Origin of the sequence: uncultured Henriciella sp., from assembly GCF_964005855.1 — a bacterium.
Lineage (GTDB): Bacteria > Pseudomonadota > Alphaproteobacteria > Caulobacterales > Hyphomonadaceae > Henriciella.
This window is the reverse complement of record NZ_CAXFSW010000005.1, coordinates 112,272-135,474: the sequence shown is the minus strand read 5'-3', so window position 1 is coordinate 135,474 and position 23,203 is coordinate 112,272. Positions and strand designations below refer to the sequence as shown.

General features: G+C 63.2%; 25 protein-coding genes. 1 reads left to right on the top strand and 24 read right to left on the bottom strand.

Going from position 1 to position 23,203, the window contains the following annotated elements; genetic code table 11:
* The 9 genes from ABNU55_RS09210 to ABNU55_RS09170 all read right to left on the bottom strand — a co-directional run bounded on the left by ABNU55_RS09210 (nucleotide 1) and on the right by ABNU55_RS09170 (nucleotide 11,091).
* Complete coding sequence (locus tag ABNU55_RS09210; protein WP_290752283.1) at nucleotides 1–510, bottom strand: EF-hand domain-containing protein; 510 nt, start codon at nucleotides 508–510, stop codon at nucleotides 1–3.
* A gap of 49 nt (nucleotides 511–559) precedes the next feature.
* Nucleotides 560–3,286, bottom strand: a complete 2,727-nt coding sequence (locus ABNU55_RS09205; protein ID WP_290752281.1) for a bifunctional [glutamine synthetase] adenylyltransferase/[glutamine synthetase]-adenylyl-L-tyrosine phosphorylase — start codon at nucleotides 3,284–3,286, stop codon at nucleotides 560–562.
* Between the two features lie 8 nt (nucleotides 3,287–3,294).
* Nucleotides 3,295–4,698, bottom strand: a complete 1,404-nt coding sequence (locus ABNU55_RS09200) for a HAMP domain-containing sensor histidine kinase (protein ID WP_290752279.1) — start codon at nucleotides 4,696–4,698, stop codon at nucleotides 3,295–3,297.
* On the bottom strand, nucleotides 4,695–5,369 hold the full coding sequence (locus ABNU55_RS09195) for a response regulator transcription factor (RefSeq protein WP_290752276.1): 675 nt from the start codon (nucleotides 5,367–5,369) through the stop codon (nucleotides 4,695–4,697). Before ABNU55_RS09195 ends, ABNU55_RS09200 begins: the two co-directional genes overlap by 4 nt.
* 21 nt (nucleotides 5,370–5,390) lie before the next feature.
* The gene (locus ABNU55_RS09190) at nucleotides 5,391–6,929 is read right to left on the bottom strand and encodes a Do family serine endopeptidase (RefSeq protein WP_290752273.1); all 1,539 of its coding nucleotides are present in this window, start codon (nucleotides 6,927–6,929) and stop codon (nucleotides 5,391–5,393) included.
* Between the two features lie 126 nt (nucleotides 6,930–7,055).
* Nucleotides 7,056–8,276, bottom strand: coding sequence for an alpha/beta fold hydrolase (locus ABNU55_RS09185; protein ID WP_290752270.1), 1,221 nt, complete (start codon nucleotides 8,274–8,276; stop codon nucleotides 7,056–7,058).
* 84 nt (nucleotides 8,277–8,360) lie between these two features.
* Nucleotides 8,361–8,768, bottom strand: coding sequence for a cytochrome c-type biogenesis protein (locus tag ABNU55_RS09180; RefSeq protein ID WP_290752267.1), 408 nt, complete (start codon nucleotides 8,766–8,768; stop codon nucleotides 8,361–8,363).
* Nucleotides 8,765–10,669 carry a heme lyase CcmF/NrfE family subunit gene (locus ABNU55_RS09175; protein WP_290752264.1) on the bottom strand — a complete coding sequence of 635 codons (1,905 nt, stop codon included), beginning with the start codon at nucleotides 10,667–10,669 and terminating at the stop codon, nucleotides 8,765–8,767. The genes ABNU55_RS09180 and ABNU55_RS09175 overlap by 4 nt, the downstream gene beginning before the upstream one ends.
* Nucleotides 10,666–11,091 (bottom strand): cytochrome c maturation protein CcmE, encoded by a 426-nt coding sequence (locus ABNU55_RS09170; protein ID WP_290752262.1) that lies wholly within the window; start codon nucleotides 11,089–11,091, stop codon nucleotides 10,666–10,668. The genes ABNU55_RS09175 and ABNU55_RS09170 overlap by 4 nt, the downstream gene beginning before the upstream one ends.
* Before the next feature lie 110 nt (nucleotides 11,092–11,201).
* On the opposite strand from ABNU55_RS09170, the gene ABNU55_RS09165 reads away from it, so the two are divergent.
* Nucleotides 11,202–11,546 carry a nuclear transport factor 2 family protein gene (locus ABNU55_RS09165; protein WP_290752259.1) on the top strand — a complete coding sequence of 115 codons (345 nt, stop codon included), beginning with the start codon at nucleotides 11,202–11,204 and terminating at the stop codon, nucleotides 11,544–11,546.
* Nucleotides 11,547–11,557: 11 nt separating this feature from the next.
* Here the strand turns inward: ABNU55_RS09165 and ABNU55_RS09160 are convergent, their stop codons facing one another.
* The 15 genes from ABNU55_RS09160 to ABNU55_RS09090 all read right to left on the bottom strand — a co-directional run bounded on the left by ABNU55_RS09160 (nucleotide 11,558) and on the right by ABNU55_RS09090 (nucleotide 23,184).
* On the bottom strand, nucleotides 11,558–12,166 hold the full coding sequence (locus tag ABNU55_RS09160; protein ID WP_290752256.1) for a tetratricopeptide repeat protein: 609 nt from the start codon (nucleotides 12,164–12,166) through the stop codon (nucleotides 11,558–11,560).
* Nucleotides 12,163–13,599, bottom strand: coding sequence for an ATP-binding protein (locus ABNU55_RS09155; RefSeq protein ID WP_290752254.1), 1,437 nt, complete (start codon nucleotides 13,597–13,599; stop codon nucleotides 12,163–12,165). The genes ABNU55_RS09160 and ABNU55_RS09155 overlap by 4 nt, the downstream gene beginning before the upstream one ends.
* Nucleotides 13,592–14,275 carry a response regulator transcription factor gene (locus ABNU55_RS09150; RefSeq protein WP_018147580.1) on the bottom strand — a complete coding sequence of 228 codons (684 nt, stop codon included), beginning with the start codon at nucleotides 14,273–14,275 and terminating at the stop codon, nucleotides 13,592–13,594. Before ABNU55_RS09150 ends, ABNU55_RS09155 begins: the two co-directional genes overlap by 8 nt.
* A gap of 9 nt (nucleotides 14,276–14,284) precedes the next feature.
* Complete coding sequence (locus tag ABNU55_RS09145; protein ID WP_290752249.1) at nucleotides 14,285–14,596, bottom strand: hypothetical protein; 312 nt, start codon at nucleotides 14,594–14,596, stop codon at nucleotides 14,285–14,287.
* A 78-nt stretch (nucleotides 14,597–14,674) separates the two neighbouring features.
* A complete protein-coding gene (locus tag ABNU55_RS09140; protein WP_290752246.1) occupies nucleotides 14,675–15,538 on the bottom strand; it encodes a J domain-containing protein in 864 nt (287 codons plus the stop codon).
* Between the two features lie 40 nt (nucleotides 15,539–15,578).
* Entirely contained in the window at nucleotides 15,579–19,262 is a 3,684-nt protein-coding gene (locus ABNU55_RS09135; protein ID WP_290752243.1) for a glycoside hydrolase TIM-barrel-like domain-containing protein, read from the bottom strand.
* Nucleotides 19,263–19,266: 4 nt separating this feature from the next.
* Nucleotides 19,267–19,698, bottom strand: a complete 432-nt coding sequence (locus ABNU55_RS09130; RefSeq protein ID WP_290752240.1) for an NlpC/P60 family protein — start codon at nucleotides 19,696–19,698, stop codon at nucleotides 19,267–19,269.
* Nucleotides 19,695–20,336, bottom strand: a complete 642-nt coding sequence (locus ABNU55_RS09125) for a DUF2163 domain-containing protein (protein WP_290752237.1) — start codon at nucleotides 20,334–20,336, stop codon at nucleotides 19,695–19,697. The genes ABNU55_RS09130 and ABNU55_RS09125 overlap by 4 nt, the downstream gene beginning before the upstream one ends.
* 10 nt (nucleotides 20,337–20,346) lie before the next feature.
* A complete protein-coding gene (locus ABNU55_RS09120) occupies nucleotides 20,347–20,967 on the bottom strand; it encodes a DUF2460 domain-containing protein (RefSeq protein WP_290752235.1) in 621 nt (206 codons plus the stop codon).
* Nucleotides 20,964–21,335 (bottom strand): phage tail tape measure C-terminal domain-containing protein, encoded by a 372-nt coding sequence (locus tag ABNU55_RS09115; protein WP_290752233.1) that lies wholly within the window; start codon nucleotides 21,333–21,335, stop codon nucleotides 20,964–20,966. Before ABNU55_RS09115 ends, ABNU55_RS09120 begins: the two co-directional genes overlap by 4 nt.
* A gap of 3 nt (nucleotides 21,336–21,338) precedes the next feature.
* Complete coding sequence (locus tag ABNU55_RS09110; RefSeq protein ID WP_348764318.1) at nucleotides 21,339–21,494, bottom strand: phage tail assembly chaperone; 156 nt, start codon at nucleotides 21,492–21,494, stop codon at nucleotides 21,339–21,341.
* A gap of 1 nt (nucleotide 21,495) precedes the next feature.
* Nucleotides 21,496–21,786 (bottom strand): gene transfer agent family protein, encoded by a 291-nt coding sequence (locus ABNU55_RS09105; RefSeq protein WP_290752230.1) that lies wholly within the window; start codon nucleotides 21,784–21,786, stop codon nucleotides 21,496–21,498.
* Nucleotides 21,783–22,202: a phage major tail protein, TP901-1 family gene (locus ABNU55_RS09100; RefSeq protein WP_290752228.1), complete on the bottom strand. Its 420-nt coding sequence runs from the start codon at nucleotides 22,200–22,202 to the stop codon at nucleotides 21,783–21,785. Before ABNU55_RS09100 ends, ABNU55_RS09105 begins: the two co-directional genes overlap by 4 nt.
* Complete coding sequence (locus ABNU55_RS09095) at nucleotides 22,202–22,633, bottom strand: DUF3168 domain-containing protein (RefSeq protein WP_290752226.1); 432 nt, start codon at nucleotides 22,631–22,633, stop codon at nucleotides 22,202–22,204. Before ABNU55_RS09095 ends, ABNU55_RS09100 begins: the two co-directional genes overlap by 1 nt.
* A complete protein-coding gene (locus ABNU55_RS09090) occupies nucleotides 22,630–23,184 on the bottom strand; it encodes a phage head-tail connector protein (RefSeq protein ID WP_290752224.1) in 555 nt (184 codons plus the stop codon). Before ABNU55_RS09090 ends, ABNU55_RS09095 begins: the two co-directional genes overlap by 4 nt.
* Nucleotides 23,185–23,203: the final 19 nt, after the last annotated feature.

Sequence of the window (23,203 nt, the reverse complement as noted above, 5' to 3'; positions counted from 1 at the left end):
CTATTTCCGGTCAGCGCCGCCACCGCGATGATGCCAGCCGCCACGGTGCCCGCCATGATGACCCTGCATCTCGGCAAGTTCGGCTTTGGTGATTTCACCATCCCCGTCGGCGTCGACGCGTTCGAACATCGACATGCCACGCGTCTCGAACTCATCGATGGAGATCACGCCATCACCATTGGTGTCGCGGCGGGCGAACATGCGCTCCTTGCGCGCCTGCATCCGCGCCTCGCGCTCAGCTTCTTTCCAGGCTTCGAGTTCGGCAAGCGTGAGGCTGCCATCCCCATTCGCATCAGCCTGGCTGAAACGCTCAGCTTTCATGGCTTCGATTTCGTCGGTCGAAATGACGCCGTCCGAATTGGTATCGAAGCGTTCGAGCATACGTTCTGCGCGCGCTTCGCCGCGATCGGCACGGTCTTTGGTTTCGCCCTCATCCTGAGCAAAGGCAAGGCCGGCAGCGCCAAGCGTGGCAAGGCCGGTCAGGGTTGCGGCAAGTGCAAGTTTCTTCATGTCGGGTTCCTCTTTTTCTGTGTGACCCGACAGGTGAAACGATGGCGCGTCAGGATTCCGTCGCGAGCGGACCGATTTTTCTGCAGCGAATATCCGCGACGGCCTGTTTCATCTCAGAATAGCGATGCTCCAGCACCTCGAAACCCGGACAGTCTGCAGCCAGAGCCAGCCTGTCCTTCAGCCCCCGGGAAAAGGTGGAGGACTCCGCCTCCCCGCCCACGGCGATCCGCTGAACCTGCTGCAGCGATTGCAGGAGGCGGAAGGCATGGCTGAGCGTGCCGGCTTCATCGGCCGAGAGGTAGCCCGTCTCTTCAAGGGCTGCGATGGCATCGGAAGTCGTGGCGTGGACTGCGTCCGGATCGCCGCTGAGCAGCATGCCCTGCTGCAGGATGAATTCCAGATCGACGAGCCCGCCTTCGGCCAGCTTGATGTCCCAGGGGCCGCCGGGCGGCTTCTCGCGCCAGAGGCGCTGGCGCATGTCGAGAATGTCGGCTTTTCTCTCTTCAGGCGGCTTGCCGTGCGTGATCGCATCGCGTGCGATCTCCATCATCTTCTTTCCGAGAGGATCATGGCCCGCGACAAAGCGCATCCGCGTCAACGCCATCAGCTCCCACGTCCAGGCGTCCTGATGCTGGTAGCGGTCAAAAGCAGACAGGGACACAGCGACGGGCCCAGCACGCCCCGAGGGACGCAGGCGCATATCGACCTCATAGAGGTTCCCCTCCGCCGTATCGGCCGAGATAGCGGTAATCAGGCGCTGCGCGAAACGGGTGAACCAGCTGCCCGCCTCCACTGCCTCATCCTTGTCGGCCTCGAACACGATGATGATGTCGAGATCGGAGCCCGCCGTCAGCTCGCGGCCGCCAAGCTTGCCAAGGGCCGCGACAGCCCAATGACCCGGCTGCGGACCATATTTGCGCGCGGTCTCCATCGCTGCGGCATCGGCCATGAGGCGTACGCATGTATCTGCCAGGTCGCTCCAGGCCAAGGCGGCCTGCGAGGCTGGCAGTCGAGAATGAAGCAGACGGTGACCGATCAGGAAGGCGCGCTCATTCTGCCAGCGGCGCACTTCATCCATTCGCGTCTCGAAATCCATCCCGCCATCCAGCGTCGGCGGGAATTCCTGCGTATTCTGCGAAATCAGCGCTTCAAGAAGACCGGGCCGGCGCGCCAGTGTCTGCGACAGGCGCGGCGCGATGGCGAGCGTGGTGACGAGGTCTTCCAGCAGGTCCGCTTCCGCCACGAGCATTGAGAGCGTCTGGATGCCGGAACGAAGGCCCTCGAAGAACTGGGTGAAGCGGGTGAAAGCCGTGTCAGGCTCACCGGTCCGGCTCATGGCCATGAGAAGGTCGGGCAGGAGCGCGGTCAGCAGCCCCCTGCCCCGCTCTGTCCGCGTCGCAGGTGTCTTGCCGCGATGCCAGTTCTGGATTGTGGAGATAACGCGGGAAGGGTTTGAAAAGCCCAGTGAGGAAAGCGTGCTGACGGTACCGGGGTCCTCATCGACACCGGTAAAGACCAGATTGCCCTGGGCGGCCGACTTCGTCTTGCGTTCTTCTTCGGCAAAGAGGTCGCTATAGTGGCGGCTGACAATGGCGCGGGTCTCATGCAGCTCCTTGTCGAACGCGGCGATCCCGTCATAGCCGCAGAGTTTCGCAAGACGCTCCCGGCGCTCTTCTTCCTCCGGCACGCGGTGGGTCTGCTCATCCTGCAGCATCTGGATACGATGCTCGACGCCGCGCAGCGCGACATAGGCCTCGGACAGTTCTTCTGCCACCGGTCCATCCACGGCGCCGGCCGCGACCAGCGCCTGAAGGCTGGCCAGTGTCTTGCGGTTGCGCAGATATTCATTGCGCCCGCCAAGCACGATCTGCTGGGTCTGGGCGAAAAATTCGATTTCCCGAATGCCGCCGGGGCCGAGCTTGACGTCCGGCGCCGGGTCATCAAGGGCCGCACCAGCCTTGGAATTGATCATACGCTTGACCGCCTGGACGTCGGCAATGGCCCAATAGTCCATATGCCGGCGCCAGACGAAGGGCGTCAGCATCTCCTGAAATCGTTCAGCGGCAGCGATGTCGCCCGCGACGGGACGGGCCTTGATCCAGACCATCCGCTCCCAGTTCTGGCCGACGCTCTCATAATAGAGCGCAGCCATACGCGTGGAGACCGCAGGCGGGGTGGAGGACGGATCGGGACGCAGGCGAAGGTCCGTGCGGAAGACATAGCCTTCACCCGTCTGCTCCTCCAGGACACGCATCGTCTCCTGCACGGCCCGGTTGGCCTTCATCTGGGCCTCGCCAGAGCCGCCATCGAAGACGTCTGGGTCAAAAAAGGCGGCAACATCGATGTCGGAGGAGTAGTTAAGCTCAAACGCGCCCATCTTGCCCAGCGCGAACAGGAAGAGCCCGTCCGGTGACAGGTCCCGGGCGCGCAGCACGGCCTTGAGGGCGGCGGCAAGCGCTGTATTGGCGAAATGTGTGAGATCCGCTGTCACAGCGCTGACATCGGCCTGCCCGCTGAGGTCGCGGGCCGCGACGGCAATATGATGGGAGAGCTTGGCCTGCCGGAGCGCCGCCATCGTCGCTTCGAGCGTTTCAAGCTCACCGGCGGCCTCTGCGTCGGAAATGGCGCGCGCGTGAAGCGCTTCGGCGCCCTCTTCCTCGAGGAATTTCACCGCATCGGGCGCCCGGCGCGCAGCGCGGGCGAGATAGGGCGCAAGGTCGGCGGCCAGCCTGAAGGCTTCTGCGGGCGTCGCCGCAATGGGTCGGATCGTGAGCATGCCCCTTCCTAGCGCTCACGCGGCAGAGAAAAAACCGCTTTTAATCCATGCGGGTCGGGAATCTCGCTCGCCCAGAGAAGTTCAAGATCGCCCTTATGGAGGTCCGCGACCGAATCGACCAGCGCAAGACCAAGGCCAGAGCCGGCCTGAGTGCGGGCCTCATCGAGCCGGAAGAAGCGCTCCTTGGCCCGCTCGCGCATGTGTTCGGGGATGCCCGGCCCGGTATCGGTCACGATGATCTGGACTGTTTCAGGCGTGCGTTGCGCCCGGAAGCTGATCGTGCCGCCCTCCGGCGTGTATTTGATGGCATTATCCAGAAGGTTCGAGATGGCCTGCGCCAGCAATTCGCGGTCGCCCAGGACGAAGAGGTTGACGCCGATATCACTGTTGAACTGGAGCCCCGAAAACTCACAGGCAGGCTCATAAAGGTCTGCGATTTCCAGCAGCATGTCGCGCAGATCGAGGCGCACAAGACGCCCCTCGGCGCCGGCATCAAGCCGCGAAAGGCGCAGGATGGCGTTGAAGGTGGCGAGGACGCGGTCCACTTCCTCAACGGTCTGGGTCAGGGTTTCGCGCGCCGTCTCTTCGCTCATGTCCCCGATCAGCGCCGTCTCCAGCCGGTTGCGCAGGCGCGACAAGGGAGAGCGAAGGTCATGCGCGATGGAATCGCCCGTATGGCGGCTTGAGGCCATCAGGCGTTCCAGCTTTTCCAGCATCGTATTGACGTGCATGGCGAGGCGGTCGAACTCATCGCCCGAGCCGGAGACAGGTGCACGGACCGAGAGGTTGCCCGCCACAATCGCTTCCGTGGTGCGGGTCAGCTGTTCAGCGCGCCGGGCAGCATAGCGCGAGATAAAAATCCCCCCCATCAGCGCGAGCAGGACACCGATGGGCGCAGCGGTGGTGACCGCCTGCGTGATGCGCCTGACGATCCGCCCGCGCTCCCCGGTCTCAATGGCGACGAGCAGGACGTTCCCGTTCGGCAGACGCACAATGCGGCCCTCAGCCTCTGTCAGGGTCGGCTCGCCGCCGGGCCGCGGGACTTCGATGCTGAGGCTGACATTGCTGACATCGCCGACTGTGTCCGGCGGAGAGACCGGCAGGTTCGGGAAATCCCCGATCAGCCGGTCGCCCTCCGGTGTTTCCAGCTGGTAGCGGAAGGGTGCACCGGGAACGAGCGCGCGCTCGATCAGTGACTGTTCGAGACGTTCCAGGCCCCCGGTATAATAGGCAAGCTCCAGCGCCCCCATCTCCGCCTCAAGACGCTGGTCGGCCTCTGCGCGCAGAGAGCCGACCGTGGCCTGAAACAGATAGGAAAGGAGGAGGAAGGAAAAGAGGCCGAACAGGACCGCATAGACGAGCGCCAGCCGGAATGTCGTCGTCCGGACAAACGCGAAGCGACCCGACTTCATCCTTGCAGGCAGTAACCCGCGCCGCGCACGGTCTGCAGCAACTGCTCATCGAAATCCTTGTCGATCTTCGCGCGAAGGCGCGAGACATGGACGTCGATGACATTGGTCTGGGGGTCGAAATGATAGTCCCAGACCTTCTCGAGCAGCATGGTGCGGGTCACGACCTGACCGGCATGGCGCATGAGGAATTCCAGAAGGCGGAATTCGCGCGGCTGCAGATCAATCTTCTGCTCGCCGCGCCACACCTTGCGGGCGAGGAGGTCCATTTCGAGATCGGCCACCTTGAGCTTTGTCACAGGCGGCTCGCCATTCACCTGACGCCGGCCGAGTGCTTCAACACGTGCGGCAAGTTCCTGCGGGGCGAAAGGCTTGGCGAGATAGTCGTCCGCGCCGACTTTCAGCCCCTCGACACGGTTGTCGACGTCCGAAAGGGCAGAGAGGAAGAGAGCGGGCGTCTGCCCGCCCCCATTCCGGTATTCCTCGACAAGCTTCAGCCCGTCCTTTTCCGGCAGCATCCGGTCCACGACGAGCGCATCGAAGTCGCCGTCGCGGGCCTTTATCAGGCCATCTGCGCCATTCTCGGCGAGATCGACCTCATGGCCGGCCTCGCTGAGAACCTTGTTGATGAAACTCGCCTGGTCGCGATCATCTTCTATGACGAGAACCCGCATGAGCCTTGCTCCTTATAACCGTCAGTTCGACGCGTCTTCGCCGATGTCGGCAGTAACAAACAGGGTACGCTGACCGTTCCGGATGGCGAGAAGCAGCTTGTCGCGCCCCTTCTTCTTCATGTCGGAAATCGCCGATTCAAGGTCTGCGACCGTGGCAAGCGGGCTGCCGGCTGCCGACAGCAACGCCATGCCGGCACGCACATCATACTCGGCAAGCGGGCTGTCACTATCAACATCGCTGATGATCAGGCCAGGCTCATCATCGTCCAGAGCCAGCGTGTCCCGGTCGGTGCTGTTCAGCGGCCTAAGGGCGAGACCCAGCGGGCCGTCCTTGGCATTGCTGTCCGGATTGTCCCCCGAAACACCGGTCTGCGCTTGCGGAATGGCATTCGGGTTTTCAGGACGCTCGCCCACGGTGACACTGATGGTCTGCTGCTCACCGCCGCGAAGAACGGTGAATGTGTTGTCCGAGCCTGCCATAAGCCCGCCGACCAGACGCGTCACAGAGGTCGCATCCGTTGTGTCGTTGCCGTTGACCGACAGGATGATGTCGCCGCGCTGAAGGCCGCCGGACTGGGCCGGGCTATCCGGGCTGACATCGGCGATAATCGCACCGCGCGCTTCTTCAAGACCCTGCGCATCGGCCATGTCTTCGGTCACATCCTGAATGGTCACACCCAGCCAGCCGCGCGAGACGCGGCCGTCCTTGATGAGCGCGTCCGTGACGGAGACAGCCAGTTCTGCCGGAATGGCGAAACCGATGCCCACAGACCCGCCCGTGGGTGAGAAGATGGCTGTGTTCACGCCAACCACACGGCCCTGGAGGTCAAAGGTCGGACCGCCGGAATTGCCGCGGTTGATGGCGGCATCGATCTGCAGGAAGTCGGTATAGGGATTGTTTGCGCCAAGCTCACGCCCATCGGCCGACAGGATACCGGCCGTTGCCGTCCCGCCGAGGCCAAAGGGGTTGCCGAGCGCCACAACCCAGTCGCCGCGGCGCAGATTTGTGTCGGTCTCGAACTCAACGAATGGGTAGGTCCCCGGCTCGGTCACGCGAATGACGGCAAGGTCGGTCTGCGCATCGGTGCCGATAAGTTCGGCTTTCAGCTCCCGGCCATCCTCAAGCACGACCTCAATCTCTGTTGCGTCCTGCACGACGTGATTATTGGTGACGATGTAACCTTCTTCGGAGATGAAGAAGCCGGAGCCGAGCGAGCGGGCTTCGCGGGTCTGCGGTTCATCCTCGCCGCCCTCTTCCTCACGCTCGCGCATGTAATCATCAAAGCCGGGCAGACCGCGGAAGCGTTCGAAGAACTCTTCCATATTGCCCATGCCCGTAACCTCACGCTCGGACACGACATTCACGCTGACCACGGCGGGGCTCACTTCCTCAATGAGGTCGGCGAAGCTGATCGGCGCGCCATTCGGCTGCTGAATCGAGATCGGCTGCTTGGCTGAGGCCTGCTGGAAGACCGGGGGTGCGTAGAAAAAAGCCCCTGCAACACCAGCCCCAAAGACACCGGCAACCAGGGCCTGTTTCGATATAGCGATCGCTTTCATATTCCTCTCAAACTCCTCAAGAATTCTATTCATCGATAGTGTGGATAAATATAAGCCAATGCCAGTCCCTTGACTGATTAAACATCGGTTAGACTTTATCCTTTCAAATCAAGCGTCAGGCTCATTTCAGCCTGTCTTCTTGTCAATTCTACTCCGTATCCGGCTGCCCGACTCAAGCGTCCTGTGCACAGGGCATTTGTCCGCGATCTCAAGCAGGCGTGCAAGCTGATCGTCCGTGACGTCACCCTGAATATGGATAGCGCGCGAAAAGATGTCGATCTTGTCCTCTTCGCCGCACTCGTCGCAGTCGCTCGCATGCTCGCGCGTGTGGCTGACGGCAACACCGATATGCTCAACGGGCCAGTCCTTGCGATTGGCGTACATGCGCAGTGTAATGGAGGTGCATCCACCAAGGGCAGCCGACAGGAGCGAATAGGGGTCGGGGCCCGTATCGCTGCCGCCGAAATTGCGGGGCTCGTCGATGATCTGCCGGAAGCTTCCGGTCAGCACCTCATTCTGATAGGGCCCCGGCCCGGCCGTCTCCCGGACAAGAACGCCCTCGTCTGCTGAAGGGGACTGGTCTTCATCGGGTTTGAGATAGCGAGACGCCCAGCCGGCAATCACGCTGGCGGCAAAATCTGTGTCGGTATCGCGCTCGAGGAAATGGCTTGAATCGTCGAGGCTGACGAAGCTTTTCGGGTGGCGCGCCTCGAGAAAGAGCTTTGTGGCATGCTCCACGCTTACCTCTTCATCGCCCGGCGCGTGCAAAATGAGGAATGGCAGACGCAGGCGGGAGACAGCGGCGCCCACCCGGGCTTCGCGCAGGTCATCGACGAATTCCCGGCGGATCGTGAAAGGTCGCCCGCCCAGGGTAACGCTGGCTTCGCCGTCGCTTTCAATCTCTTCGACACTGGGGCCAAACTGGCCGATGACGTGTTTGGCTTCTGACGGCGCCCCGATGGTTACAAGCGCCTTCAACCCCTTCAGTCTTTCAGCTGCGAGTATCGAAGCGGTCCCGCCCAGCGAATGGCCGACCAGCAGCGAGACCGGGCGCCCCTGCTCCGCCATCCAGCTGGCCGCCGCTTCTATATCTTCGACATTGGAGCTGATCCCGCTTTCGGAAAACTCACCTTCCGATTCGCCGATGCCGGTGAAATCGAACCGCAGGACACCGATCCCGCGTTCAGCCAAAGCACGTGATAGACCGACAGCAGCGCGCGACTGTTTCGAGCATGTAAAGCAGTGGGCAAAGATGGCCCAGCCGACAAACTGGCCGACCGGATGTTCAAGACGCCCAGCGATCTGCTGGCCATCGCTGCCAGAAAAACTGACCTTCTCGCTGAACATGACGCCTCCCGGACTCCGTGGCCTTCCATGCGCACATAGGTGCGTGGAGGGTGTCTTGCCAGTGCAGGCGGGCCAATCTGGCGGTCAGCTCTCCTCCTCAGGGGCGACAGCGGGGATGTCGGTGCGCGGCCGGCGGTTACGGCTGATCGTGAAAGCCAGGACCCCGCCCGCTATGAGAAAGATGAAGGGCGACGCCCAGAGCAGCATGCCGCCGAGCCCGCGCGAAGGTGGCCGGAACAGGACAAAGTCGCCATAGCGCTCGGCAAACCAGCCGCGGATTTCCTCATTGCTCTGACCGTCGGCGACCATCTCCCGGACACGTTCGCGCATGTCTGCAGCGATATCAGAGCCCGAATTGGAGATGGGTTCGTTCTCGCAGGCCACACAGCGGATCTCACGCATGAGGTCCTGTGCGCGCGCCTCTTCCTTCGGGTCGGCAAGCGGGCCTTCGGCAGCGAAGATCAGGAGCAGCGAGGCAAGAATGGCTTTCATGCAGCCTCCGTCGCAGTGTGTTTCCTGCGTCCAAACACGCACAGACCCGCGCCAAGTGCGATAAAGATCGTTCCGAGATAAATGAGATCGATCAAGGGGTTGAGGAAGACTTCAAAGGTCCAGCGGGTCTCGCCCTGCTGGTTGCGCCGGCCATCGCCAAGCGCGACATAGAGGTCGGAAAGCCCTGTCTTGTGGATCGCGGTTTCGGTCGTGGGCATCTGGGCAGCCGGATAGAAGCGTTTGTGCGGCGTCATACTGGCGACAGTGCCGCCGTGCCGCGCCGTCAGTGAGGCGCGTTCAGCGTACCAGTTCGGGCCTTCGATACTCTCGACATCATCAAGGGTGAGCTGCCAGCCAGCCACAGACGTCGACTGACCTTCCTGCAGCGCAATCGTGGTGTGCGTGCGCCCGGAGGTCTCCAGGACAGCGCCCAGGACGAAGAGGCCGAGGCCCGCATGGGCAAGCGTCATGCCCCAGACCCGCGCCGGCATTTGCGGAAGGCGCTGCCGGGTCTTTGCCCGCCGCCAGAGCTCAAACGCCGCGCCGCCAATCAGCCAGACAGCGATCGCCAGGCCCACACCGGCCAGAAGCGGGATATCAAACGGTCCGATGCCCGCCAGCCAGAAGATGGCGACGATCCCGGCAAAGGCGGCGGCAAACTTCCAGATCGAGGAGAGGTCCGCCTTGCCCCAGCTCCAGGCCTGCACGACGGGCAGGGAGATGAGCGCGAGCGACATGATCGGGGTAAAAGTCAGATTGAAGTAAGGTTCGCCAACAGAGATCGTCTCCCCTGTTGCCTCTGCGATCAGTGGAAACAGGGTGCCAAGCAGGACAGTGGCGGTCGCCACGACGAGAACGAGATTATTGCCCATGAGCGCGCCTTCGCGGCTCGCCGTTGTCCAGTCAGGCCCGGCCGCAAGCTTTGAGGCACGCAGGGCAAAGAGCAGGAGCGCCGCGCCGCCGAACACGAGCAGCCCGGCCAGAAGCAGGGAGCCGCGGAGCGGGTCGATGGCAAAGGCATGCACCGATGTAAGTACGCCGGAGCGCACGAGAAACGCGCCGAGCATTGAAAAACAGAAGGCAAGGACTGCCAGCAACGACGTCCAGACACCGAAACTGCCGCGCTTCTCCGTAACGATGACCGAGTGCATCAAGGCGGCGCCCAGAAGCCAGGGCATCAGGCTGGCATTTTCGACCGGGTCCCAGAACCACCAGCCGCCCCAGCCAAGCTCATAATAGGCCCAGTAACTGCCAAGGGCGATGCCGAGGGTGAGCGGGACGAAGGCCGCCAGCGCCCAGATACGCGCCGTCCGAGCCCATACGCGGTCGATACGTCCTTCGATGAGGCCAGCCGCGGCCAGTGCGAAGACGAAGGAATAGCCAACATAGCCAAGATACAGCATGGGCGGATGGGCCGCGAGCGCCGGATCCTGGAGCAGCGGGTTGAGGCCGGCGCCCTGAAGCGGGGCCGGATCAAGCCGGGTAAAGGGCGAGGAGGCAAGCAGAAGATAGGCCAGTGCGCCGGCATTCAGTACACCCTGAACGCCGAGCGCACGCGCCTCGAAAACCGGACGGCCGGTCGACAGGAACCGCGCGCCTGCGGCCCCAAACCCGATACCGACGAGGCACCAGAGCGCCATCGAGCCTTCATGGTTTCCCCATGTCCCGGCGATCTTGTAGACGAAGGGCTTCAGCGTGTGGGAATTGGCCGCCACCAGCTGGACCGAGAAGTCCGAGGTTGCAAAGGCCACAATCAGGGTCAGGAAAGAGAAGGCCATCGCGCCGAACGCGATGAGCGCTGAAAGCCCCGCTGCCTTCCTTTGGCCCAGCAGGCCCTGACCAGCCTGCAAGAAGCTGAGCGCCAGCGCGAGGAAGGCCGCAAAATGACCGGCTTCGATCATGAGGTCGCCTGGCGGGCGTTCTTCAGTTCGCGCGGTTCATAATTCTCATCATGCTTGGCGAGAATGTTCTCCGCGGTGAAGTCGCCACCTGCGCCGAAACGACCCGTCGCGACAACGCCTTCGCCTTCACGGAAAAGGTCCGGCACCACGCCTGTGTAAGCGACCTCAACGGTTTCGCCCGACCCATCCTCAATGAGGAAAGTCATGTCGGCGCCTTCGCCATATTCGATGGAATCGATCTGCACCCAGCCGCCGATCCGCACGCGCTTGCCAACGTCCGGCTGGCCGCGCTCAGCAATGAGCTGCGGGGTGTAGAAGAGGTCGGCATGCTGCCTCAACGCGACCGCGGCCAGCGCTACGGCGCTCACCAGCAGCACGGCTGCGATCGACACGCCCCAAAGTCTTTTTGCTCTCGCTCTCATAATGCAGGCCTTGTATCGAAGCTTGCAGGATTTGACACTGCGACCGAAACAACCAGACTGCTTTCGAGTTGGTTGGTGTACAGTAACTTACGGCGGCTCAAGAGGCGAATATGCCGGATTTTTCCGATATCTGGGACATTGAAAAGCAGCTCTGGACAGGGCCTGCAGAGGAGTATGACCGGCTGATGGCGCCTCATTGCGTCATGGTCTTTCCCCTGCCCGCCGGTATCCTGAAGCGCGAGAAAATCATCGAAACAGTAAAGCTGGCCCCGCGCTGGGACCATGTGGAGTTCGACAGCGAGACAGCTGTCCAGTCCGGCGAAGGGACAGTGACGCTGGCCTATGTCGGGCGCTGCCTGAAGGACCACGACACCTATGAGGCTTACTGCTCATCGACCTATGTGAAGTCGGACAAGGGCTGGCAAATCGTCCAGCATCAGCAGACGCCGGCCTGAAGCTCGCTGCCTTAAGGAGTTTCCTCGCCCGCTTCGTCGCTGCCGGCGGCGCGGGCGGCGTCCGCCTCCGCGCGCATCGCATTCAGCATGGCCCGGCGGGGATCGTCTTCCGGCAGGTCGGCAAAAACACGCTCCCAGTGCGCCTGCGCGGCGTCCAGGTCGCCAGCCTGATAGGCTGGCATGGCTGCCAGAATGCCCGCCCTCACCTCGCTATTGTCCAGCCGCCAGGCGCGGTCATAAAGACGCGCCGCTGGCTCTGTAATGATCCCGCCATCGCGTGTGACAACCGCATCGGCCAGCGCGATCAAAGCCGGGACATGGTCCGGGTCACGGCGCAGCGCGGACTGAAAGGCGCGCAGGGCGTTTTCGGTCTGCCCCTGCGAGCGCAGAAGAACACCGATAAAGTACTGTGGCTCAGGGCTGTCCGGCTGTTCGCGGGCCGTCATCTGAAGGCGCGCCAGCATCTCGTCACGTGACAGATCATCCGCCGGGCGGGAGGCAATCTCCGCTTCGCGCGCCGAATAAGGCTGGTCAGGCAGCATTGGCCGCCCGACGAAGAGATAGGCTACAGCCGCAATCAGCGTGGCCGCTCCAAGAGAGATCAGTGTGGTGTGTTTCATTGCCCCGGCAGCGTGATGGTTGCGCGAAGGCCGCCTAGCGGGCTCTCGGAGAGATCGAGGCGGCCGTCATACATTTCAGAAACATCCGCGACGATAGAGAGACCGAGCCCCGTGCCGGGCGCGGTCTCATCGAGCCGCACACCGCGCTTGACCGCGGAATTGCGCGAATCCGGGTCAAGGCCGGGGCCGTTATCGTCGATATGGATCTGCATGAGGCCGTTCTGGCTCTGCGCGCAGGAGACTTCAACGCGCGAATCCGCCCACTTGCAGGCATTCTCCATGAGATTGCCCAGCATCTCCTCAAGGTCCTGCTGTTCCACCCGGACATAGCAGTCTGCCGGGATGGCGTTGAAGACCTCTATGCCCCTGGCGTCGAACAGACGTGTCAGCAGGCGCTGCAGACCAGAGACAACCGGCTCGATCTCGGTGCGCACACCGAGGGCTTCGGACCGGGCAGCAGCCTGCGCACGCTTCAGATAGTGGTCGACATTGGTGCGCATCGATTCGGTCTGGCGGCGCACCACATCGTCCAGCGAGGTATCGCCAGTGGCCTCGTTACGCAGCACCGCCAGCGGCGTCTTCAGGGCATGGGCAAGGTTGCCGACATGGGTCTGGGAGCGCTCGACGATCTTGCGGTTATTATCAAGCAGCTTGTTGAGCTCTTCAGTCAGGGGCTGCACTTCGACCGGATAGTCGCCATTGAGCCGTGCCCGCTGGCCTGCCCGGATTTCGGAGACATGAAGCTGGACGCGGCCAAGCGGTCGCAACGCAAACCTCAGGCCGATCCAGAGCGCAAGCAGCGTGCCGCCCGCCAGCGTTGCCATGGCAATCAGCAGGATGAGCCTCAGCTGGTTGGCGCCTTCATCGGTCAGGTCCCGGTCGGCCGACGCCATGAGCAGGATCGGATTTTCGCGATTGGGCACCGTGATGGAGCGGACAGCCACGCGAAGCAGCTCATCCTTGGGCCCTCTCGTATTGCCATATTGCGTCTGACCGGGTGAGTTTAGCGCGGCCTGTGAAAGCTCTTTCGGAAGCGGCAGCGGCCCGTCCCAGACACTCTGGGAGCGGATATCATTGCCAAGACTGCCATCATCATGAACCGCGATCATCGCCCAGTAGCGTCCCGAGAGCGGCAGCTGGAAGCGCGCATCGCTCGGCAGACGCTCCTCGATATCGACCACGCGGCCATCGGGCAGGATTTCCAGAGCGCGCGGCAGCGTGACCAGCGTGGAATCCAGTTCCTGCTGAAGGATGCGGACGGTCTGGGTCCGGTAGGCGGCGGTCATGGCGATCACACCGCCGATGACGACGATCAGGCTCCAGATCACAGCGCCGAGGAGGAGGCGCCTTGAAAGTGAAAGGCGCGGCCTGGCCGGCGGTTTCGCCGCCACGGGGCTCGCTTCGGCCTCTCTGGACGGGTCAGGTTCAGGCAAGGCCTGCCGTCTCACCTTCCGGCACGACGAGACGATAGCCCAGTCCCCGCTCGGTCTGGATACGGTCGGTCCCGATCTTCTTGCGCAGACGTCCGATAAAGACCTCGATCGTATTCGAATCGCGGTCGAAATCCTGGTCATAGATATGCTCGACCAGCTCGGTGCGCGGCACGACGCGGCCTTGATGGTGCATCAGATAGGAGAGCACGCGGTACTCGTGCGCGGTGAGCTTGACCGGCCGGCCATTGACCGTGGCTCTCGCTGCACGCGTATCCACCCGCAGGCTGCCTGCTTCCAGCGCGGCGGCAGAATGCCCGGTGGCGCGGCGCAACAGCGCCCGCAGACGGGCCAGCAGCTCTTCTGTGTAGAAGGGCTTCGTCAGATAATCGTCAGCGCCCGCATCGAACCCGGCGACCTTTTCGCTCCAGCGGTCGCGGGCGGTCAGGATCATCACCGGGAAGTCCTTGCCGTCATCGCGCCAGCGCTCAAGGATCGTGACGCCATCCATCTTCGGCAGGCCAAGATCCAGGATGACCGCGTCATAGGGCTCTGTATCGCCCAGGAAGTGGCCGTCCTCGCCGTCCGCAGCAAGATCGACCGCATAACCGGACTGTGTCAGCGCATCGGCAAGTTGCCGGCGCAGGTCCGCATCGTCTTCAACAACAAGTATACGCATGGAATTTACCTAGCTCACGCTAATGATCTGTCCGTTATGGGCATTGATGGTGAACTGGACGAGTTCACCCTGCCGTGTGGTCCAGTCGATGACATAGACCTTCCGGCCGCCTCTATCAAAGAGTCCGACGAAACGGCGCATCTCACCACCATAGCGCGACTCTATCGGGCGTAGAATATCCTTCAGCGGAAGGATCTCGCCGCGCTCACGCGCATTGCGCGCATCGTCTGCCGTGAAGGAATTGCTCCATTGCCCCTGCGCATTCGCAGCGGGCGACATGGCGATCAGGCCGAGGCAAATGGAGGCGACTATCCGTTTCATGAATCAGACTATGCCCCACCTGCCCTGAATACATGCTGAATGATGTGCGAGCAGTTTAGTCAGAAAGCGCCGCGCCGCTCAATGGCTCTTCGCCCATTCGATGAGGTCTTCATCCTTCGGGTCTTCAAGCGTGATTTCCAGCCGGACATAGAGATGGCCGGGCTTGTCCTTGAACTGGACGCCCTTATTGCGCAGGCGAAGGACGCTGCCCGTATTGGACCCCTCGGGCACTTTCAGCGTGACCGGACCGCCGGGGGTCGCCACCTCCACCGTGCCGCCAAGCAAGGCCGTCTTGAGAGGCAGCGGGACAGACATGCGAAGATCGGCACCGTCCCGTGTCCATGTCTTGCTGGGGCGGACATGAAGCTCCAGCAAAGCATCGCCCGGCGGGCCGCCCGTCTGTGAGGGCTGGCCCTGACTTTTGAGGCGCAGCACCTGGCCGGTGGTCACACCCGGCGGAATGGAGACGTTGAGGCTCTTATTGTCCGCCATGGTCATCTGGCGCTTGGCGCCCTGAACGGAGTCCTCAAACGAGATATCGACCCGGTAGCGGATGTCGGCGCCCTTGCGCGGGCCAGGCCTGCGGCGCTGGCCGCCAAACATGCCCGACAGAATGTCCTCGAATGGATCGCCCTGGAACGAGCCACCCTGCTGACGGAAGCCGCCGCCTCCAAAACCTCCACCGAACCCGCCGCCTGCATTGGCAAAGCCGGTCGGATTACCATCGGCGTCGATTTCGCCGCGGTCGAACTGGGCGCGTTTTTCCTCGTCGCTCAGGATTTCGAAGGCCGCCGACGCCTCCTTGAAGGCATTGGCCTTCTCCTCGTCATTCGGGTGCAGGTCCGGGTGCAGCTCTTTCGCCTTCTTGCGATAAGCCTTCCGGATCTCGTCGGTGGTGGCCGACTTGCTCACGCCAAGTGTCTGATAGGGATCGCGCGCCAAGGGAGGTCTTCACTTTCATCACTGTTGCGATGAGGTGTAGTTAGAGTGCCTCTGCCGCGATTGAAACCCATGGACCATAGCGCCCGTCAGTTCCGATCTCAGCAACGCGGATATTATGCACATCCGCGCCAGTTTCGATCCGATTGGCACTGGTCTGCAGCGTAAACAGCGTCCCGGAGGGAGACTCCCCCTCAACCGCAAACTGGCGTGGGTGAACCGGGTCAGGCAGGTCCCAGCTGTCCGGAATGTCCGGTCCGCGGGGTAACCAGCTTAATTCAACCGTCCCGCCCGTCTGCCGCCTGGTCTTGAGGTGGGCCACCGGCCAGGGAAGGCCAGCCCGGTCCAGATAGGTGAATGGCCGCGCCTCGCCGCCTTCAGCCCGCCAGAGTAGTTTGGTGCCGACTTCCTCATATGCGACTTCGGCGCGCCCAAGAGTCCCATCCACAAGGATCACCGCAGCCCCCTCTTCTGCGGCTGTGGCGGTAGACCCATGCAGCCCGCGAAGCAGATCCGTCAGGCGCCAGCGACTGGTATCGATCAGCTCAGCCGTGCGAAACGAAATCGCCTCCCATCCGGCCTCTCCCTGAACGAGAAGCGTGTTTGCACCGGCCAGGACCGAGAGGGGATCGGCACTCGAAATGCTTGCTGTTTCAAGCTCCAGCTCAATCGCGCCAGCCTTATCCCATCGCCCGGTCGGCCCCGGATAAAGAGGTGTCAGAAGCTGCCCCACATGCGCTGGATATGAAAGGGAGGCGCGTCCTGACATCAGGGAAAGGCTTCGGCCCGCCTCAATCTGCACAGGCCCTCTCCAGGGGCGCCCAGCCGCAGCGACAAGCGGGCCGCTCCCATCAAATCTGGAAATGGCCGGCGTATCGACCACGAAAAGCTCCGGATCGGCGGGCACCACAGCCGGTTTGCCGCTATCGGGAATAGAGGCGGCCAGAATCTTCGTCTCTTCAACCGGCCGCGAAAGCGACACTGTGCGCCCGAGACCGTCATCGATGATGTCATCGATTACCCAGCTTCCCGGCACAGTCTCCACCGCAAGCCGGTCGCCCGGCTCCAGGCCCCAATAGCTGGGCCCCAGCTCCAGCCTGCATGACGCGCCTTCCTGCATACCCCGCAGAAGGTCGGCGGCGGCTTTCTGCGCGGCAGCCTCCGACAGGATGAGTGGCAGGGCCGCGCGCACCGTATAGCTTCCATCCCCCTCCGGGGCGCGCGCCTCTGCCTGAGCCGCGCCATAAGCCCCTGCCCCGTCAACATAACCAAGCTCAAGCCGGCCCGGCAGCTTGTCCAGCAGGACATGGGTGATGGAGACACCGTCCTCGCCGGTCTGTCCTACAGGAATAATCGGGTGAGGTGCCGCGCCTTGCTCCGTGACCAGAAGACCATCCTCACGTTCGAGACATCGGAACCGGTAAAGCGCGTGAAGCGGCTCCATCACCTGCCGAAGGCTCGTTGGCCCGCTGAGGACCAGACCTTCGACAAGGCCCTCCAAGGCCACGACTTCCATCTCTATGCCCGCCTGCCGGGCAAGATCGCATATGACGTCACCCACGCTGACCAGACCCGACCGGCCGTTCAGCCAGTGGCCAAGTGCCCAGTTCGGCCCATCACTCCATATCGTCTCGCGTGCGGGAAAATCGGGAAAGGGGCGTGCATCCCACGCCCAGGCATGGACGGCTTCGATACAGGGCTGAGCAGACCAGTATGCCAGCGAGACCTCAAGGGCCTTGCGTTGGAGCACATCATTACGCACGCCACTGGAGAATGGCGGGAAGGCGCTTTCGGCGCTTTTCGGATCATGAAAGAGATTGGGGGCATTGGTGCCGAGGTCCACGGCCGGAAAGCCGAGCTCCATGAGCCGGACCGGTTTCAGTCCGGGGCTCCATCCTGTCGGCGCGGCATTTCTTGTTCCTGCCGGACGCTCATGATGGGCCGATGACCACCAGTTTAATATGTCCTTCTGCCGGAAAACCCAGGCCTCTCCATGAGCCTCGTCCATAATAGGCGAGCGCACCTGCTGGGCGCGGGCGGCCTCAGAGGCATAATACCAGTCATAGGCTTCACCGCCCTGCAGCTGGGAACGCAGATAGGCCTCATCTTCTGGACCATCATAGCCTGCCAGCGCATCCAGATGGTCATTGCCGTCCCGCCAGTCCCCTATGGGTGGATACCAGTCCACACCGACAAAATCGATATCCTCACAGGCCCACAGGACGTCCAGCGGAAAGAGGACGTCCCCCGATCCATCCGCAGGGACATAGGCGCCATATTCTGTCCAGTTCGCGGCATAGGAAATCTTCGTTGTCTCACCAAGGATGGCCCGCACCTCCCCGGCGAGTGCAACCAGTTCGTCCACGAACGGAAAAGCTCCTGTCTCGTCGCGCAGTCTTGAGAGGGCCTGCATCTCGCTACCGAGAAGAAACGCCTCCACACCGCCCGCCTCCTCGGCGAGGCGTGCATGGTGCAGGATGAAGTGGCGATACCCGAACGCCCCATCGGCGCCGAATAAAGTTCCAATTGCCTCCCGCACAGCTTTAGTCCCGTCCGGCGTCTGGACCGTGATCCGCCCACGCCAGGGGAAAGCCGCCTGCTCTGACCCGCCATAAGGATCGGGCAGCCTGTTATCCGGCGGAATATCCATGAGCAGGAAGGGCGACAGCGTGACCGACAGGCCTTCGGCTTTCATGGCAGTAATGGCCTCGATCACGCAGGGGTCCGAGGGCGTCCCGCCATAATTGGCCGCGCCGCCTGTCTGGCTGATCAGCCTCGCCGCTTCGCGGCCCTGGCCAGCAACAGACCACCCATAGGGCACGGTCCGCCGGGTACGGGTCTCGACCCCCGGACGGATGCGGCAGGCTTCCGCCCTCAGATCATCCCCGAACCAAGCCACGGTGAGCGCCGCCTGCCGCATCCGTGGAAACTCAGCGGTCATCTGGGAAAGCGAGCGCGCAAAATCCGCCTCTCCGGCCGTATTGTTCATATTGAGCGCGCGTTCCACACCCGGGAAGCGCCGCTCTCTGACAACGCTTGTTCCGTATACGAATTCTCCAGACGCCGGGATGATGTTCACCCCTTCGACAAGCCGGTTCAGGTCAGCCTGATTGCCGGCGGCGCCAAAGACTTCAAAGCTCAGCTGCGGCAGCCTGTTGCCATAGGCCGCCAGCGGCAGGTCCTCGAAGACAATATAGGCCGTGACCCGGAAGGCCGGGACCTGCCCTGCCCCCTCGACCGCCTCGATCAGCGGATCGGGAAGCTGGTTCTCGTCGCCGCGATAGAGATGCCAGTTCAGACCGGCAAGGTCCATGATTTCGCCATTGGCCCAGATGCGGCCAAGCCGGCTAATCGGCCCGTCGGCGACGGACACCGCGAAGCTCAATGAATAGGTGTAGTCGCGAACTTTCGGCCCGCCCTTGCCGGCCGACCGCTCGGTGCGTTTTTCCTTGAACTGCGCCGCCCAGATGACCTGTCCGCCCACGCGGCCGCGGCCATAGACGCGCTGCAGGCCTGCGCCTTCCCGGCTTTCCATGAGAGTCATCGCCCCCATGCGCGGCCCGTTCACATCCGGGCTGAACGCACTGTCGATGGCCCGGCCCGCAAGACTGCCCAAAGCCCCGCCAATCGCGGCCCCGCCGACGTTTGCACCGAACAGGCCAAGCCCGTTCGGCAGGAGAGCTTGGCCAAGCGACTGGCCGGCCTGCGAAAGGATGATCTGTCCCATGTGCCTAGTCCTCCAGTCCGGGAAATGAAAACGCACCGGCAATGCGTCGCCGCCACCAGGGCACCAGCCGCGTCGCGCAGACGCTTCGCCCCCAATAGGCATGGATGATCGTGTCCGGTCCGGTCATGACAGCGCAGTGCTTGGCCGCGCAGCCCGTCCCCATCCGGAAGAGGAGCACGTCACCCGCCGCCGCATGACCGGGCGCAATCTCGATCAGCCAGCGGCGCGCCGCCTCATGCAGCGCGTCCGTCTCACCGAGATCGGCCCAGTCCGGCGTATAGGGCGGCACCGGTTCGGGTTCCGGACCAACGGTTTCGCGCCAGACGCCGCGCACCAGGCCAAGGCAATCGGTGCCACTCCCCCGCCGGCTCGCCTGATGCTGATAGGGCGTACCGAGCCAGCCGCGCGCGGCGGTCACGATCTCTCCCCGCCTCATCGCCGGCCTCCGTCATTTCCGTCGGTGGCAGGCCCCGCAAGGATGAAGTCCTGACCCGGCATGTGCGGGAAGCCGCGAAAATTCACGCCATTGCCAAAAACGCCGCTACAGGTTTCAAACCGCTTGTCGCAGCTCTGTGCCTCGACACCGGACAGGCCGCACCGGGCATCCCCCAGAACCGCATCGCAGCGCCGTGCGAGAACACGTCCCACAGGACGCTCAAGCTCTGCCTTCAGCGAAATAAGCTCCGCCTCGAAATGCGCCCCATTACGGACGATCTCGCTCAGAAATCCCGTCCAGAGAAGGATGCCGTCTTCTGGATGACGCCAGTCCACACGGTGAACATGGACGCGGGCACGGACCCAAAGACCGGCTTCCAGATCCTCTTCGGTGATCGCTTCCGCCGACAGGGCACCATCTGCGGACGCCCGGCCGGGACGAAGACCACCGGCTGTTTCAAACCGTGCGGCATCCAGACTCGCGCCGGGCATATAGTCATGCCCCATGAAACGAAGCGGGTGGTCATGATCGCACACACAGACGGCAAGGCCGTCGCGCCGCTCAAGACGCCAGCAAAGGCAGGTCGTCGTCACCCCGCCGGCGAGCCGCGCGGCGAAGTCCTCATTGATGTTTTTCATGATCCTGCTTTCAGGAAAGCTCTATCAGGGGAAGGCTGACGACGCGGCCGCTTCCAAGCTGATCGTGGCTGATGTCCAGTGTGTCGGTGTCGAAACGGACCGGCCAGTCGTACTCAAAGCCGGCCGTGACCTCCGCCCCCGCGGGCGGCGCGATGTCGAACATCACATCCCCGGTCGCTGGATTGAGGGTCCAGCCCGACAGGGCCGGCACACCGTTCACACCGATCAGGACCGATCCCGCGACGGGTTTCAAAATCCGCTTCACTGAGACCCCGCCCCCAATAATCAGACTAAAGACATTTTCTTCCCCGTCACCGTAGCCAAGGATCTCATCAGAAGCGCCAGGAGAGCCGCCGCCCCGCGCTGTCGTATGCGCGGTGGGGTCGCGGTAACGAAAACCCTGCAGACGCCCGCGCCGTGCATTGAAGAAGTCGACAAGCCGCACGAGCGAACCGGGACCAAGCGGCGCAGTCACCAGCTCCCACCGGCGGCGGGAACTGGCCCACCGGGCATTCCGCACCTCCTGCCCGCTGGCGAGAGACAGGGCTTCGGTGCGCCATTCCGGGCCGCCGGAACTGCCCGGCCCCGCTGCCACAGGAAAGCGCCCTTCGTGAAAGTCCGCAAGGCTCATCCAAACCTCCTGCCCACCATGGCCGCCTTGGCGACCGCCTTCGATATTTCTTTTGTTGACAGCGAACCGGACTTTTCCCGTCCGCCGCCTGCAAAGTTCAGCGTGAAGGCGGCCTGGGAGGCACCGAGGCCCGCGCGTGCCAGCGCAGCTTCGGCCGCGATGCTGGCAAGATCGGCGAGGACGGATTGCGCCATCTGCGCAAAATCGACCTCTCCCGTTCGCGCCGCCTGCGACAGCGACGCCTCGATACTCTGCCCAGCCTCGCTGAAAGCCGCCTCCAGGGAAGCAGCCGCCTCACGCCCCGGCCCTTCGGCAAGCGCGGCAACAGCCTCGCCCGCCCGTTCCATGTCTTCATTGAAACCGTCCATCGGTTACCCCTCCTTGTCTGGATGAAGGCGCATCAGCTGGTCGAAGGCCCGCCTCTGAAGGGGCTGACCGCCCTGTCCGCTTAGAAAGCGCCACTCCCGCAGGCTGAGCTGCCAGAAACGCCCCGGGCAGATGCCCAGCCGCGCCGCCGCCTGAACCATGTCAGCCCACGGCAGCACGGAACGCCTCCGCTACCGCCCGCGCCGCCTCTGCGGGCTTCACACCCAGCGCGGCCACCGCCTGCGCGGCCTCGGTCTCTCCCCCGCCGCGCAGCAGGCAGGCGAGCACTTCAATGAGTTCACTGGCCGACAGGGTGCGCATCCGCGCCTGCAGTTCACCAAGTGTCTGGCAGCCGAACGCAGTCTCTATCTCGGCCAGCGCGCCAAGCGTCAGGCAGAGCGTGCGCGCCCTGCCATCGATCATGATGGCAACTTCTCCGCGCGCCCCGTTCATGATGCGGCCTCAAAGGAAATCGCGCCGGCGCTTTGCAGGTCGATGGAAAAGGTCGCCTCGCCATCATGCGTGCCGCCCCAGCCAAGCTGCGAGATCTGGAACGGCCCGGTCAGCTCACCCAGCCCCGGAACGGTCAGGCGGAAGCGGCAGAGCTCACCGCCCATGAAAACAGCCCGCATCCGCTCGTCGCTGGCCGCATCCTTGAACAGGCCGCGCCCGCGCACGCGCACCCAGCGCAGCCCGGCGCCCGCCAGCAGCTCGCGCCACCCGTCCGGACTTTCCATACTGGTCGCATCGACGCCCTTCTGGTTCAGCTCGAACGTGCTGGTGCGAACGCCCGCTACAGTGTTGAAGCTCTCCGGCTCGGCGCCGTCCGATATCCTGATCAGGACATCGCGGCCTTTCTGACCTGCCATCAGACCGCCTCCTCTGTTATAATACGTACACGAAGTATACCGCGGAACTCTCTGAGGTCCGGCGTGCGCATGACGTCGGCATAGACCGGCTGGACCAACACGATGCGCTGACCTGCAAGACCGGGCCTTGCGCGTTCGACCGCCCGGCGAAGCCCTCCCAGAAGCCGCATGGCTTCAGCCCGCCCGCCACTACGCGAGCGCAGACCAAAACTCAGCGTATGGGCCTCGCCGTCTGCGCCTGAAGCACCGCGTGGGCGCACCTCGTGGCGCTCGAGTTCGATGCATGGAAAGACCGGCGACTCCGTCTCTGCATCAAAAATCCTCGCCGGCGAGCCCAGGCTGGACTGGAGCGCGGCATCCGTGCGCAGCACCGCCAGCAACGCGCCCTGCAGGTCCGCTTCCATCCCGGTGGACATACCGTCAGCGCTCATAGCCGCACCTCCCGGCGCGCCGAGACAATCGAGGCCGCACTCTCCGGAATGGACGGCACATCTTCGCCCCGCCGTGTGTACGCGGCTTCGAGGACCATCTGCACCGCAAGCTTGAGGTCACCCGGCACATCTGCGGGAGCGCCAAAGCCCGAAACAAAGTCGATTTCGGCCCGTCCGCCTTCAGGAATGACGGGCAGTCCGGACCGGCGGGAGACATTCAGCCGCCCGTCCTCAAGCCGGAAGCGTTCAGCCAGCAGCGTTTCATCGCCTGATCCGTCAACAACACGCACGGCCAGAAGCGTTTTGACCGGTCCGGGCCGCAGGCGCATTTCGCGTTGCCACAGAAGCTCACGGGGCCAGTCATTGAAGCTCCGCCGCAAGGTACGCGCCACCAGGCTTAGCCCAACGGCCTCCTCCACGACTGAAACGGCGCTCGCCAACAGTGAAGACACAAGAGCGTCCTCACCATCATGGCCAAGGCGCAGATAGGATTTCGCCTCCTGAAGAGACACAGGCCCTTCATCCGGCGGCGTAATGACCGTCGTTGTCATATTGATACCAGTTGTTTGA